This window comes from uncultured Nostoc sp. (assembly GCF_964245445.1).
Lineage (GTDB): Bacteria > Cyanobacteriota > Cyanobacteriia > Cyanobacteriales > Nostocaceae > Nostoc.
In genome coordinates, this window is the sequence record NZ_CAXTNE010000208.1 from 1 (window position 1) to 14861 (window position 14861).

At 41.8% G+C, this 14861-nt stretch carries 14 protein-coding genes; 10 read left to right on the forward strand and 4 right to left on the reverse strand.

From position 1 onward, the window contains the following. Positions 1-4 precede the first annotated feature (4 nt). A complete protein-coding gene (locus tag ACFE90_RS27110; RefSeq protein WP_375505523.1) occupies positions 5-526 on the forward strand; it encodes a WD40 repeat domain-containing protein in 522 nt (173 codons plus the stop codon). 1127 nt (positions 527-1653) lie between these two features. After that, on the forward strand, positions 1654-2118 hold the full coding sequence (locus ACFE90_RS27115; protein WP_375505511.1) for a DUF29 domain-containing protein: 465 nt from the start codon (positions 1654-1656) through the stop codon (positions 2116-2118). Positions 2119-2183: 65 nt separating this feature from the next. Here ACFE90_RS27115 and ACFE90_RS27120 read toward each other — a convergent pair whose 3' ends face one another. Beyond that, the gene (locus tag ACFE90_RS27120; protein WP_375505512.1) at positions 2184-2354 is read right to left on the reverse strand and encodes a hypothetical protein; all 171 of its coding nucleotides are present in this window, start codon (positions 2352-2354) and stop codon (positions 2184-2186) included. Between the two features lie 218 nt (positions 2355-2572). Between ACFE90_RS27120 and ACFE90_RS27125 the strand changes: the two genes are divergently transcribed. The 5 genes from ACFE90_RS27125 to minE all read left to right on the forward strand — a co-directional run bounded on the left by ACFE90_RS27125 (position 2573) and on the right by minE (position 7174). Continuing rightward, a complete protein-coding gene (locus tag ACFE90_RS27125; RefSeq protein WP_375505513.1) occupies positions 2573-3235 on the forward strand; it encodes a hypothetical protein in 663 nt (220 codons plus the stop codon). Between the two features lie 56 nt (positions 3236-3291). Next, positions 3292-4614: a four-carbon acid sugar kinase family protein gene (locus tag ACFE90_RS27130; protein WP_375505514.1), complete on the forward strand. Its 1323-nt coding sequence runs from the start codon at positions 3292-3294 to the stop codon at positions 4612-4614. Positions 4615-4829: 215 nt separating this feature from the next. Next, the gene (gene minC / locus ACFE90_RS27135) at positions 4830-5873 is read left to right on the forward strand and encodes a septum site-determining protein MinC (protein WP_375505515.1); all 1044 of its coding nucleotides are present in this window, start codon (positions 4830-4832) and stop codon (positions 5871-5873) included. A gap of 167 nt (positions 5874-6040) precedes the next feature. Further along, the gene (gene minD / locus ACFE90_RS27140; RefSeq protein WP_104908781.1) at positions 6041-6847 is read left to right on the forward strand and encodes a septum site-determining protein MinD; all 807 of its coding nucleotides are present in this window, start codon (positions 6041-6043) and stop codon (positions 6845-6847) included. Positions 6848-6883: 36 nt separating this feature from the next. Then, positions 6884-7174, forward strand: a complete 291-nt coding sequence (gene minE, locus ACFE90_RS27145) for a cell division topological specificity factor MinE (RefSeq protein ID WP_375505516.1) — start codon at positions 6884-6886, stop codon at positions 7172-7174. A 232-nt stretch (positions 7175-7406) separates the two neighbouring features. Here minE and ACFE90_RS27150 read toward each other — a convergent pair whose 3' ends face one another. Continuing rightward, the gene (locus ACFE90_RS27150) at positions 7407-8732 is read right to left on the reverse strand and encodes a hypothetical protein (RefSeq protein WP_375505517.1); all 1326 of its coding nucleotides are present in this window, start codon (positions 8730-8732) and stop codon (positions 7407-7409) included. 833 nt (positions 8733-9565) lie between these two features. On the opposite strand from ACFE90_RS27150, the gene fmt reads away from it, so the two are divergent. Next, positions 9566-10567, forward strand: coding sequence for a methionyl-tRNA formyltransferase (gene fmt, locus ACFE90_RS27155; RefSeq protein ID WP_375505518.1), 1002 nt, complete (start codon positions 9566-9568; stop codon positions 10565-10567). Positions 10568-10672: 105 nt separating this feature from the next. Here fmt and ACFE90_RS27160 read toward each other — a convergent pair whose 3' ends face one another. Further along, on the reverse strand, positions 10673-11038 hold the full coding sequence (locus ACFE90_RS27160) for a DUF6464 family protein (protein ID WP_375505519.1): 366 nt from the start codon (positions 11036-11038) through the stop codon (positions 10673-10675). A 107-nt stretch (positions 11039-11145) separates the two neighbouring features. Then, positions 11146-12657, reverse strand: coding sequence for an FAD-dependent oxidoreductase (locus ACFE90_RS27165; RefSeq protein ID WP_375505520.1), 1512 nt, complete (start codon positions 12655-12657; stop codon positions 11146-11148). A gap of 288 nt (positions 12658-12945) precedes the next feature. Here ACFE90_RS27165 and ACFE90_RS27170 point away from each other — a divergent pair, with 288 nt between their 5' ends. Both ACFE90_RS27170 and modB read left to right on the forward strand, forming a co-directional pair. Continuing rightward, a complete protein-coding gene (locus ACFE90_RS27170) occupies positions 12946-13848 on the forward strand; it encodes a class I SAM-dependent methyltransferase (protein ID WP_375505521.1) in 903 nt (300 codons plus the stop codon). Positions 13849-14174: 326 nt separating this feature from the next. Further along, a partial coding sequence (gene modB, locus ACFE90_RS27175) for a molybdate ABC transporter permease subunit (protein WP_375505522.1) occupies positions 14175-14861 on the forward strand: 687 nt, incomplete at its 3' end.

Below are 14861 nucleotides of genomic sequence, written 5' to 3' on the forward strand. Positions count from 1 at the left end.
TCCTGTGTACAGTGTCAGCTTCAGCCCGGATGGACAAACGATCGCCTCTGGCAGTTGGGATGGCACCATCAAACTGTGGAAAAAAGACGGCACGCTGATCACCACGCTGAGTGACACCACGCAGAGTGACGATGGTTTGCTGAGTGAGAATGCTCTTGTGAGCCGTGTCAGCTTCAGCCCGGATGGACAAATGATCGCCTCTATTGCTAGATTTGATAAGACCGTCAAGCTGTGGAAGCGAGACGGCACGCCCATCAAGACGCTGAGGGGACACAAGGGTACTTTGTTCAGTGTCAGCTTCAGCCCGGATGGACAAACGTTCGCCTCTGGCGATGGGTTTGGCAACATCAAGCTGTGGAAACGAGACGGCACGCCCATCAAGACGCTGAGGGCACACAATGATGCTGTGTGGAGTATCAGCTTCAGCCCGGATGGACAAACGTTCGCCTCTGCCAGTGGAGATAAGACCATCAAGCTGTGGAAAAAAGACGGCACGCCCATCAAGACGCTGAGTGGACACTACTGATATTGTGTGGAATATCAGCTTCAGCCCGGATGAACAAACGATCGCCTTTATCAGTAATAATACCATCAAGCTGTGGAATTTGAACTAGGCTAGTTTAGCCACACTCAGCTGTTACTGGCTACAAGATTATCTACCTAGCTCACCTTGAAGCAGAAGGACTAGTACTCGACCAACCCAAAAATGATGGGTGAAGGCAGGCAGGGGAAGCAGAGGAAGAAAAGAACTTGATTTTCTTACCATAAACCCCGCAAAGTTTCTTTGGTGGACTACTATAAATCTGTCAGAATCAGTCTGTTCTAGAGATTGTGTCGCAAAAAATTTAAGATACCTATTTCTGGTAGAAAAAATTTAAGTTTTAACGTTTATCTATAGCGGTTCTTAATTGGATGAAATACAGACTTAACAAGAACAGCCCCAACCCTTGTAGCGTTGGGGAGTAAAACTCATACCAATTCGCAATTCGTTTTTTTGCCCATTCGCAATTGAAAAATTTAGATGCAGCAAGGCAATCCCTGCTTACATCTGTTTCCTTATTTTAGAGAATTGGTATCAACACCCTCTCTCCTTTTAGGAGAGAGGAATGGAAGTGAGGTCAAAGTGTATTGCTTCCATTCGAGCGTAGACGCAAAGCGGCTTGTCGTAAGACATCGCTATACTCTACCAGTAACGTAGTTAGAATTTTTGGCGATACAACCCTTACTAATGCGATCGCTATAGTCAATTGTTGATGACTAAAATATACCTAAAATCTTTAGTCTACTTCAGTAGACTAAAGCTTGTAGCCAAGAAATTTAGTTCCAGGCGGGTGAATCAAGCCAAAAGTTTTGCTATTTCTAGGCTTTTGTTGACACCAATGAGCTGGCTCGTGCCCCTAGAGTATGCTCTATTTACGATCACAGAATAATTAAGAAAAGCCTGAAAACTTCCGGGAGCATCGTTAATTCACATACAGACCAGTCGCTTATATAATTAATCAACCAACAACTCAACTTTCTTTATTATGATGGTGTTACAGAGGATATTTTTTTTGAGAGATTATAGGCGATTTTTGGTATTCAAAACCTGAAGCATAATTGGTGTATAAAACACACAGTTATTAATACAAAAAATAGGAATTTAGCAAGTGTATGGTGATACAAATAGAACCCAAAAATCAGACTTTATACGACCAAGATTATTACCTTTGGCTCAGGACAACCATCAACCAACTTCGCGCTGGTCAGTTTTCATCTGTGGATTTAGATAATTTGTTAGAAGAATTAGAAAGTATGGGTAGGAGCCAAAAGCGAACAGTGAAAAGTCTGTTAATTCGACTTTTTGAACATCTGCTTAAGCTCACATACTGGGATATGGAACGGGAGCACAATGAAGGGCATTGGAAAGGGGAAATCAGGACATTCCGTAGAGAGATTAAGGATGAATTCAAAGATAGTCCTAGTTTTAAACCTTACATTTTAGAAATATTTGATGAATGTTATCAAGATGCAAGAGCAGAAGCAAGCGATCGCTCTCAACTTCCCATTGATACATTCCCTGTTGCACTGCTTGGCTCTTTAGAACAAATTTTAGATGAAAACTGGTTTCCTGGGTAGAAGTGGTGCAATTTGGCAAATATGATGATTAAATACCAGCCTCAGTCAATGCCCTACTCAACGCATCAACTAAATTTAAATGTTCCGCCCACTCTATAAGGTGAGTGTACATAAGTATCGGCATTAATGCTGGTTTCGGCAGCTTGCGAACGATAATTTAGTTTTGCGCTCATCTGAGAAGATGCATTTTCAGCATTTGCAACATCAAAAGTTATCAATTGTTGTTTTATGGTCATAATACTCAACTTAATGTGCGCTTAAATGCGATCGCCTACATAAGTACTGCATTGTATCCAAAATAGAGCAGTAAATAAGTGTAAATGATTTTTAGCTTTATCTAATCGTGTTCCACAATCTGCTTTTTATCATAACTATACGTAACCACCCATTGCTTCTCTACCAAACCCGATTAAAATAAATACGCAACTTGGGCTTCCATAGGAGTTATCCAGCCGTGCAGCCGGACTTAATAGGCTTGGAAATTAGTAAGGGGGAATTAAGACGTTTGACTGGGTTCGATCCAGAAGACGTTTTTCGCCCCTCTGTTTTGCGAGACAGCAAGAAGCGATTAGGGTTTTTTATCAATGAAATGCTGGTGACGCTGGCGCTAACGCCAATAATTGTTGGTTTTGTTTACGCATTTATTATTCTGCCAACAATTGGTTCTTCAATTCGACTGGGAATTCTTTTACTCATTTTAGTGCCAATGCCAATATTAGTGGGGCGATGGCTCTGGCGACAGTTGACCTGTCCTGAAGGACTGACAATACTTTTAGATGAAGTTGATAAATATCATGACCTGGTTGCTGCCATAGATATTAATGACCAATTGGCAGCATCAGGAAACGTAGAAAGCAGTTTCCATGACCGAGATCAAGTAATCGCGGCCCTGCAACTGATTAGAGAAGATTTAGTCCGCGCTCTGAAAACGGAACGAATTTTGCGGGATAATAAAAAATTGCTTGCTAATAATCAAGAGTTATTTGTAAATAATTTAGCCAGTCTGCAAGCTTTACAAGTTAGTAGTCAAGCAGGCGAATATGCTCAACTGCTAAATCAATCATTGCAAATTGCGATCGATGTACAAGCAGAAATCAGAAAATTGCATAAAGGCTGAGTAGAGTTTTTCTTTGCTGATGACTTTCTTAAAAAACAATCGCCCCGTTGACCTAAATGAGCAAGAAACCAAAAATAATTGTCCTGGATGATGACCCTACAGGTTCTCAAACAGTCCACAGCTGCTTGCTGCTAATGCACTGGGATGTGGATACTTTACGCATCGGGTTGCAGGATGATTCGCCGATTTTCTTTGTGCTGACTAATACTAGATCGCTAACGCCAGAGTCAGCTGCATCTGTAACTAAAGAAGTTTGCCATAACCTGAAAATCGCTTTGAATGCGGAAGGAATTGAGGATTTTCTGATTGTCAGCCGTTCTGATTCTACTTTGCGGGGACATTATCCCATTGAAACTGATGCGATCGCACAAGAACTCGGCCCCTTTGATGCTCATTTTCTTGTACCAGCTTTTTTTGAAGGTGGACGCATCACCCGCGACAGCGTGCATTATTTAATTATTGCTGGTGTACCTACCCCAGTCCATGAAACTGAATTTGCCCGTGATTCAGTCTTCAGCTACCATCACAGTTACTTACCCAAGTATGTCGAAGAAAAGACTCAAGGACGAATTAGGGCCGAAGCTGTAGAAAGGTTTCTCCTCGCTGATATTCGCGCTGGTAGTTTGGAACGCTTGCTAAAACTGAGTGGTAATCAGTGCGCTGTCGTCGATGGTGAAACTCAAGCCGATCTCAACAGCTTTGCAGTAGATATATTAGCAGCGGCAAGTCAAGGGAAACGCTTTTTATTTCGCAGTGCAGCAAGTATTTTAACGGCTTTAGCTGCTTTACCACCCCAACCAATTGCTGCCGAAAACATGGGGCAGTACGTGCGCCAAGGCAAACCAGGTGCGGTGATTATTGGTTCCCATGTGAAAAAAACTACCCAGCAATTAGAGGCGCTATTGCAAGTAGAAGGAACAGTGGGAATTGAAGTGAATGTAGCGCGATTACTTGATGATGCAAATCAATCTGCGGCATTGCTAACTGAAATTCAAGAAGGTACACGGGCCGCACACGAGGCTGGCAAAACACCAGTGGTTTATACTAGCCGTCAGGAACTGAGTTTTAAAGATGTCAAGACACGATTGGAGTTTGGGGAAAAAGTTTCAGGTTTATTGATGGATATTGTCCGCGCTTTACCATCTGATATAGGATTCTTAATCAGCAAGGGTGGCATTACTTCTAATGATGTTTTGAGTACTGGACTAGCTTTAACTTCAGCCCGTTTACTCGGTCAAATTTTAGCTGGTTGTTCAATGGTGTTAACGCCATCCGATCATCCTCAGTTTCCTGATTTACCTGTGGTGCTGTTTCCAGGTAACGTTGGCGATACTGATGCCTTGGGGACAGTTTATCAGAGGTTGACCCTGCCAATTTGAGATTTAAGACTTTCCTGCGGAACGCTACGCGTAGCTTGCTTCCCCGGAGGGGTACGGTTACGCTCAGTCGAACGATTTGAGATTAAATAATCTTTTGGTTCATGTTATATTAACCTCCCGCTACTTCCTTTCTATCGATTGTGGGTAATCCAAATCCAAAATCCCAAATTTAAAATCCAAAATCTGTGTATCCTTTGTCTTTTGGCTAGTACTGCATGACTTCTGATTCTGCTGTTCCCGATCTAAAGTCAAATTCTGCACTTCCTAATGCAGAATCAAACTCTATTCTTTCAGAGGTAGAGGAAAATCCTACTGTTTCTGATGTAGAGTCAGATCCTATCCCCCCTGATGCGGAGTTAAAATCCGTCCTCCTTTATTTAAAATCAAATACTGCCCTTGAGGATGTAGAGTCAAATCCTGTTAACCCAGATGTAGATTCAAATACTGATGCAGTATCAGATGATTTTATTCTTACTGATTTAAATCCCAATGAGGCAGCAATATCAGGGCATCGGCTAAATGACAATAGTCAAGTCCAGTTAAAAAGTAAGGAGGGACGGCTGTTATTAATTCTGCCCTCGGAATCTCAACTATCTGCCTCAGAACTCACTTGGTCTGATATTTGGCAACAAATAAGACAGCGTTTAAATGCAGGCGATCGCTTTCGGATATCTAATACCCCTGTGCATCTAATGGCACAAGACCGCCTTGTAGATGCCAGACAACTCCAAGAACTCGCCGAGGCTTTGAGTGAAGTCCAACTGCGGCTAATATCAGTCTCGACTAGTCGTCGGCAAACTGCGATCGCTGCCGTCACATCTGGGTATTCTGTAGAACAACTACAGCCCGTAACTTCTTTGAATTCCGAGCCAAAAGCTACAGCCATACCCCAAGAAGATGCCCTTTATTTAGAAATAACAGTCCGTTCTGGAGTAGAAATTCGTCATCCTGGTACAGTAATTATCTTGGGAGATGTAAATCCAGGTGGTATTGTAATTGCAGATGGAGATATTATCATCTGGGGTCGCCTACGTGGAATCGCTCATGCTGGTGCTGGAGGCAATCGTGAGTGTCTGATTATGGCTTTGCAAATGGAACCAACCCAACTACGGATCGCAGATGCTGTAGCTAGGGCACCAGAAAAACCGCCAATGCAGTTTTCTCCAGAGGTGGCACATATTACGCCTCAAGGAATTCGTATCGCTAGGGCTACTGATTTTTCCAGAAACCAATTTACCAAGAGCAATCAAGAGCCATAAATATTTACTTAAAGAATGAAGTATAAAGGATGAAATAACATAAATATTCATGCCTCGCCCTTATCAGGGAGAACAGATATTTCTTCATACTTGATACGATACTTCATACTTTATACTGCAATTTACTGTTTTATATTTTCTGAACCCTTATTGACCGCATTTCTATCATGACTCGCATTATAGTGATTACCTCCGGCAAAGGAGGAGTGGGTAAAACCACAGTTTCAGCAAATCTGGGCATGGCTTTAGCCAAAATGGGGCGTCAAGTTGCCTTGGTTGATGCGGATTTTGGTCTGAGAAATTTGGATTTGCTGCTAGGGCTAGAAAACCGCATCGTTTATACTGCGGTGGAAGTCTTAGCCAGAGAGTGCCGCTTAGAACAAGCACTGGTGAAAGATAAGCGCCAACCCAATCTCGTACTTTTGCCGGCAGCCCAAAATCGCTCTAAAGATGCAGTCACGCCTGAACAGATGAAGTTATTGGTGAATGCACTGGCGCAAAAATATCAGTACGTGATCATCGATAGCCCCGCCGGGATTGAAAATGGATTTAAAAATGCGATCGGCCCAGCAAAAGAAGCACTAGTTGTCAGCACACCAGAAATTTCCTCAGTTCGTGACGCTGACCGGGTAGTGGGGTTACTTGAGGCACAAGGTATCAAACGTGTTCATTTAATAATTAACCGCATCAGACCCTCAATGGTGCAGGCAAATGATATGATGTCAGTGCAAGATGTTCAGGAACTTCTCGCCATTCCCCTGATCGGGGTAATCCCTGACGACGAGCGTGTTATTGTATCTACCAATCGCGGCGAACCCTTAGTGTTAGCGGAAAATCCCTCTTTAGCTGCCACAGCCTTTGAGAACATTGCTCGTAGATTAGAAGGGGAAAGTGTCGAATTTCTGGAGATCGACTCGTCCCAAGACAGCATCTTCGCCCGTATACGAAGGTTGTTCAGGACAAAGATTGTTTAACTTACTCTTCCAGTCTCCGCGCCAGACCTATTCGTAATGATTGAACTTCTAGAACGACTTTTTTCTCGCGGCTCTGATAGCAGTCGAACTCAAGTCAAACGTCGCCTGCAATTGGTGATTGCTCATGATCGCGCTGACATAGACCCTCAAACGTTGGAAAAAATGCGGAAAGAAATCTTAGATGTAGTCTGTCGCTATGTCGAAGTTGAGACGGAGGGCTTGGAGTTCTCCTTAGAAAGCAACCAACGAACGACAGCTTTAATTGCTAATTTGCCCATCCGCCGAGTCAAAGGAGCCATACCTGAATGGGAAAGAGATGATAAATAAGTTTCTATAATTTTATTTTTAAGTAAAATGTTTTTACGACTTATATCATTTCACTTTAATAATGATCCAAATACGCTGGTAGGGGCATGGCATTGCCATGCCCCTACGAGAAATCTTCTATATGTATCAGAATTTTCGTGAATTGGTATCAAAACCATAAATATTTATCACATAAAAAAATCTCCCGTTATCGTCATTGCTGACAACGGGAGTATATAAAATATTTAATAAATTATCGGTAGGCTACTTGTGGGCCTGCCCAAATTTCTGTAACCTTTTTACCAAAAGTAATCGGCTGATCTTCGTCTGTTGTGGGTACAGTCTTGCCATCATTACCAACTTCCATTAATGGCCAGTTTTCCTCACCTAACTCACCTGCACGGAACAACACATGATCCGGTTGCCTTTTACTCCAACCTAACAATACTGCAATTTGTTCATGTTCCTCCTCCTTAGTATTAGCAGGAGCAACTGTGTTAGCTTGATTTTTTTGCCGATCCCAAATCACTGCACTATCTGTAGAATCGCCTGTATTAAATATACCTTCAAACTTGCGTGCTAAGAAGCGATCGCCTTTTTCTGACCAGCTAACTGGAACTAATACCCCAATTTTACCGCTCGTATCGGTTTCTTCTGACGACGTAGCCTTTACAGCCTTTACTTTTAATAAAGGATCGCTAACAGAAGTTGTTGAAGCCATCACCCACAATTTCTTGGTGTGCATATTTTGGACAAACAGCACGCTAGTGACACGGCTGTTGTACATTTGGGGTTTTACCTCTAGTTGCACCCGACTATAAACTGCATATTTCCCATCTGGAGAAACCACGGGTACGCTGCGGTAGTGACGCACTCCCGAACCACCCTTGGAACCAATAGCTTCTTGAGTTGCTGTAATCCATTTCCAAGGAATAGGATGAGGACTACCTATGGGATCTATTTGTTCTGCTTGGGACTCATCGCGTGGTTCAGATACAGGTATTTCTGTTGTTGTGGTTGGTTCTGATTCTCTAAGAGTTGGTGCTACTTGAGTTGCTGTCAATGATTCAGTTAAAGACTTTTCTCTAGAGAGAGAATTTCCTTGTCCTTTTAAAGACTTGATATTAGCAGCTTTGAGTTTTCGGATTAAATTAAGCTGACTAACAGGAACATCTGTTACTGGTGCGAGTTCAACTGCTGCCAAAGAATTAGGAATAGTTAAATCGCTGCTTGACACAAAACTATGTACTTGAGCCAAAGACTCTATTTTAGCGGCTGGTAATACTTGCGGTTCCTGGACAGTAGTACTTTGTGTTGGTACAGAGTCTAATTCTTCTATTAAGGAGTCAATTTGCTCTGTTTTTGATATTTCAGCTATCTCAGGTTCCCCAACTACAGCTATTTCCTTTGATACAGAGTCAGAATCTCCAGTCATCGAAGTTAGTTTAGATACTTCGGATTTTACCGGAAATGAGTGAGCGGATGCCCCTAGTAAGGGTGCAATTATTATTACAACGACAACGTAATTGAGAAATGGTTGAGCGCGGAACCATCCTGACAGCAAAAGGGGTTTAAACATTTGTAGACTCTCTAGAGGGGCGGTTGCTATGTGAGAAGCAATACCTATGCAGCAATGGGCAGGGGGTAATTATATGTATAACAAGAAACTAAAAACTTTGACGAGATTTTTGTTTCAAAGTTTGCAGACTTTTATAAAAATTAAGTATCATTGTCAACACCTTTTATTACTTAGGTACTGGATGTTTTTGTACAAGAATATGTGAGTATAGTAAATATGCTGACAAGTCAGTAATTACTAGACAATATGTAATCTTACTAGTTGCTAAACAAATATTAGTCAAGGGATATTTAGTGTGTAATAACGCTGGCAACCAAGAGTAAGATAAATCGGCTATTGGGGATCGTACTAGCGATCGCTAGTACACAACAAACAAGCCAGGTTACACACTAATATTAAGAGGGCAATCCCTCATAATGGTAAACGTGAGGCGTTACGTGAAAAGCTCTTAAAGCAGACGCACAATACATCATACTCAGAAAATACTGCTGTCAGCAACCCAAAGTTATAAACTGCAATCTCAACTACAGAAATAGTTAGAAAACGCAATAGTTTTTCAGAAACCCAATTGCATTTAACGGCAATTTTGGGCAAATTATCGGGAACACAACAAAATTTACTCGGTAGATGCTCTAGTGGCTCGTGACGAGACACCACTAAACTGTTAGGCTCACTAAAGGTAGATGCAGTTGATACTAGCTGTTACACTTGTCAACTTAACTATTAAGTTAATCAAGAAGCCTTTTGTTTCACTAATACGAAAATATTGTACCACCAAACAGCCGATATTATTTACCATTAATTAATCACTAACGATTAAGAACTAATTATTAATGAAAATTGTATTCTTTGGGACACCGCAGTTTGCTGTACCCACATTGGAAAAGTTATTGAATCACCCAGAATTTGAGGTGTTGGCAGTTGTCACCCAACCAGATAAACGCCGGGAGCGGGGAAATAAACTTACGCCAACACCTGTAAAAGCGATCGCTACTGCTCACAACTTACCAGTATGGCAACCTAAACGGGTGAAAAAAGACACCGAAACTTTAACCAAACTCAAACAGTTAGATGCAGATGTGTTTGTTGTTGTCGCCTATGGACAGATATTATCGTTAAAAATCCTAAATATGCCAAAGTTAGCCTGTATTAATGTGCATGGCTCGATTTTACCGAAATATCGGGGTGCAGCGCCGATTCAGTGGTGCTTGTACAACGGTGAGAGGGAAACGGGGATCACGACAATGTTAATGGATGCGGGGATGGATACCGGGGCAATGCTACAAATAGCCACTACACCGATTGGATTACTGGATAATACCGAAGATTTAGCCTTCAAACTAGCTGAGATCGGTGGGGATTTGTTGGTAGAAACTCTGTTGAAGTTGGAACGTAAAGAAATTCAACCAATTCCCCAAGATAATTTAGCAGCTACTTATGCACCTCTGATTCAAAAACAAGATTATGGTTTGGATTGGTCAAAAAGCGCTATCCAATTACACAATCAAATCAGAGGCTTTTACCCTAACTGCACGGCTACCTTTCGTAACAACCTATTGAAAATCACCGCTTCTGCTCCTTTTAGTTCTGTAGGCGATCGCGTCCCACCAGAATTACAAGATTTACTGCATAAATTGCCTGATTTGTCAAATGGATCAGACAGACCAGGAGTTGTAGTCAGCATTGCCAAAGGAATTGGTGCGATCGTCCAAACTGGGGAAGGTTTGTTGCTGTTGCGAGAAGTTCAGCTAGCCGGTAAACGTCCCCAGTCGGGATGGGATTTTGTTAATGGTACCCGCTTAACTGTGGGAGAAGTTTTTGGTGCGGGTAGTTGAGAGGGATGTAGATTTAGTTTCCCGCAGGGTGGGAGATGGGGAAGAATAACTTTTAACTTCAAACTCTTAACTCCTGTACAGACGCGATCAATCGCGTCTCTACTCTTAACTCTCAACTTCTAACTTTTCATAAAAGCGGCAAGATTCGCAAGGGCCGTCTGGGTTGACTGCACACCGCATGATTTCTGAATGAGCATTATAGGAACAGGTGGCATCGCCAACTACCCAACGTCCCGCTACCAAAGTTTTCTCAGATGGCCGTTTAGCCGACTGCACGTAAATGGCAATATTATGCAAGCGGTAGCGCCCACCTTTAAGTTGGTATCGATGGCGGCGTTCTAAAACCGCGTAGGTTTTACCTTCAAAATCGAGATAGTTTCCGGGTTGGGGTGTCCAATCAAGTTGCACTTTACCGAGGGACTCACGGGGATGCGTTAGAATCACCTCAGTTTGTAAAGAGTCTGGCTCCATAAGCTTATGTAGTTTGATTTACATTATAAGGATGGTATCGCAATAGCTTTCTTTAGCTTACCGAATTTAGATTATAATTAATGATTAACTCTTTGCGTCCCTACGAATTAGGGCAACCAAAATTCAGGTAAGATAGATTTGCTCAAGTTACGGAAAGTTTGGTTGAGCGATCGCGCCACTTGGATATGCACTTCATCCTCTTCTACTGCTAAAATCTCAGATGGCTGACCTTCTCCCAAATAAGACACAACCAAATTCGCCGCCTCTAAACCGGTAACATAAGCTTTTTCTTGTGACCAGGAACCATGACGGTTCACAATCCAATCCCCACTCATAAACACATTTTCAAAACTTGTTTTAGCAGGCAACATATAACGATAGCTGCCTGGTGCAAAGTGAGTCACCGCTTGCGGTAACCGAATTACACTGCTATCAATTATCTTTGCCTGCCGAAACGCTGGTATACAAGTTGCTAAATAACCTTGAACTATTGCTAAAATCTCTTCATCATTCAAATTGAGAAACTGATTCGCGTGATAAAAATCAGCTTCAATCACCGTTCCTGGCTCATCCCGATATTCATCATGTAAAGCATTCAAATCAAAAAATGTCCAACCTGTACTTGCGTCGAATCCAAAGCAAGCATTGGAAGGACGAGGAATATCAATTTTGCGGTCAAACCATAGCCGCGTTGCTAAAACATCAATTCCTCCTAAATTGCTCAAATTACGGAATTCTTCATGGCTTTGTAAACTACGGCTAGTTGAGACAATTTTCTTCATACCCGTGATCCCAACTGCAAAAATCACCGCATCTGCTTCAATTACTTCATCACCGCAAACCACACCCTTTGCTCGATGATTGCTATCAACAATTAAGTCTGTAACCCGACGCTTGGGTAATACTCGCACACCAGCTTTTTCGATACGTTCTACCCAAGGACGAAATATCTTTTCTCCAACAGTTCCTCGACACCAAACTACATCAAAATCTGGTTGATGAGCCAAAATAAAAAAGTAAAGCATCCCTAAAGTTGCTGCGGCTGAACATTGTTCGCCAGGCGCAAATAAGCCTACTAATAACATTGGTTCAAAAGCATCGCGGTAAAGCCGGAAAGAAACATTAAAGTCTTTGAACAATTCACGGGCAGTTACAAAGTCATAGCGCCGCCAAGCTGCATCAGAATTGTCAAAATCAACAACAGCATAAAGTAAAGGTAAGGCGCTGAGACGGTCAATTAGTGGCAGCCGCTTAAATTGAGTGTAGAGAAAAGTTCCCAGTGGCGAGGGAAGCCGTGGTAAATCTTGAAAAATCGGTGATTCAACTTCCAAACCTGCTGGCGAATATTGCGAAGAACGAGTCCAAGTAGTAAAAGGATTAATTCCTAACTCATTGATTAGGGAAAAAATATTTTTGTAAGGATACCAAAAGCCATGAATCCCAGCTTCAACAGATTTTCCAGCGGCTGTTTGCCAACCTGCCACCAGTCCACCAGGATAGGGGCCTGCTTCTAGAAGCGTCACATCATAGCCTTGTTTTGCCAAATGGTAGGTTGCTCCTAAACCAGCCCAACCAGCACCTACAACTACCACCCGTTTTTGTTGTGACTCTTCTACCATCGCAGCCTCCGATTGTTGCAGTCTATTAACTAATGTATACGAACTGTATACGAACTTGCCGTTCTCATCAGATAACGGCTTGCTATTACAATGGTTTTCCTTTGGATACAATACGTGCTTTGGTAGCATAGCTGTGCTACCCTACGAACCATATTCCATTGAATTAAAAACACTTATAGACTTTGAGAAAGGCTAAGGTGAAGCAATTCAGTAAAAATCGCTTGCGGTTAATGCTGAGTTAAGAGTATAACAGGAAACAGATTTAACTATTGATGAGGAATAATCATAATGTCTCAATTAGCAAATGTAAAATCCAGTCTGAATGACTTTGAATTACGGGATGGAATTTATTTTCCTAACGATTATGAACAATTGAATAATACTCAACATAAAAAAAGATGGGACGCAATTGGTAAAACATACTATGGTTCCCAAAAAGTTGAAAAACTTGCAGATACATCGCCCATCAAACAAGATTACACTCTGTTAACTGGCACACCTGGAGGTACTTGGAACAAATTTCCATTGAATAAATCTGTTGGTTCTATTTTAGAAATTGGTTGTGGTTATGGTCGCGCACCCTTACATCTATCTAAAGCTAAAAACTTGAAATGCGAAAAATATTATGGAATTGATATTTCTGAACCTTTATTGCGGCGGTTAATTAAGGTTAAACAAGAATACAATTTTTTTCCTGAAGCTGAATTTAACTTAATTTGCAATTCGGCTGAAATAATGCCTTTAGAAGATAATTCTATAGATTTGGTAATTTCTAACTGCGTCTTTATGCATATCCCAGATGCACAATTAAGAAATTTGCTAGCTGATATATCTCGCGTACTAAAACCTGGTGGAATTTTCGTTTTTAATCATTCCTTTCACAACAAGTCTTGTCCTTCTCATATTATCCATAATTTTATCAGAAGGCTGAATCCATTTGTGAGAAATCCAGTTTATCTCAAGCAATATACATCTGCTGAAATAAATGAAATGTTGGCGACTGCTGGGATAAAAGCTAAGTGTCCCCAATACAGTGTCGAACCAACGCAAGAATATGCAATATTGCCGGAAACGATTAAAGGAATTCCAGTGCCGTTTGCTAATGCTATCAATAGAAGTCTTAAGCCATCAGATGCTTTAAAAGAAACTTTGGCTTATGGTTTTAGCGCCTACAGCACTCAACTGGACTAATTAAGAAAGTATTTTTTTGTCACAATAGACCTCTTGCATAAATCAAAAATAAGAACTCCACCCCGCCAAAGCTACGCTTTGTCTCCCTGCCCCTAATCCCCAGAGGGGGCCCCGAGTTCCCCGCAAGCGAGAAGGGGTTGGGGGTAGAGTGTTAGGGACTTTTGCAAGAGGTCTAATGAACTGAATACAAAGAAAAAAACTACGAAAGCACAACATTGTTGTGCTTTTATTTTGACAATAAATGTAATCTACCAACTTTTACCAACATGTTTTAACTAAAGTTGGTAAATTAGGGATTAGTTGAGCTAATTCTTCCCTTTGCAACTATGCCATTGGATTTATCCCCTCTTTGGATATCACTTAAAACTTCATTACTTGCTACATTTATCACATTTTTCTTGGGTATCGCTGCTGCCTACTGGATGCTGGGATATCGTGGCAAAGGGAAATCGTTGATTGAGAGTATCTTTATTGCGCCACTGATTTTACCACCTACGGTTGTCGGTTTCTTGTTGCTGCTATTTTTTGGCAAAAATGGTCCTGTAGGGAAATTTATGGAGACTTTTGACTTCACCATCGTCTTTACTTGGTATGGTGCAGCGATCGCAGCTACCGTAGTTTCTTTTCCTTTGATGTATAAAACTACATTGGGAGCTTTTGAACAAATAGATGGTAATTTGCTGCGAGTAGCCAGAACCCTTGGTGCAACTGAAACCACAATCTTTTGGCGCATTAGTTTCCCCCTAGCATTACCCGGAATTGCAGCCGCCACAATGCTCGCTTTTGCCCGTGCTTTGGGAGAATTCGGGGCGACGCTGATGTTGGCTGGTAATATTCCTGGACAAACGCAGACAATCCCAATGGCGATTTATTTTGCTGTGGAAGGGGGAGCAATAAATGAGGCGTGGTTCTGGGCGATCGCTATTATGGTGATTTCTCTATCTGGAATTATTGTAGTCAACTTTTGGCAAGAATTGAGGGAAAAGAGGAGGGGAGCAGGGGGCAGGGAGCAG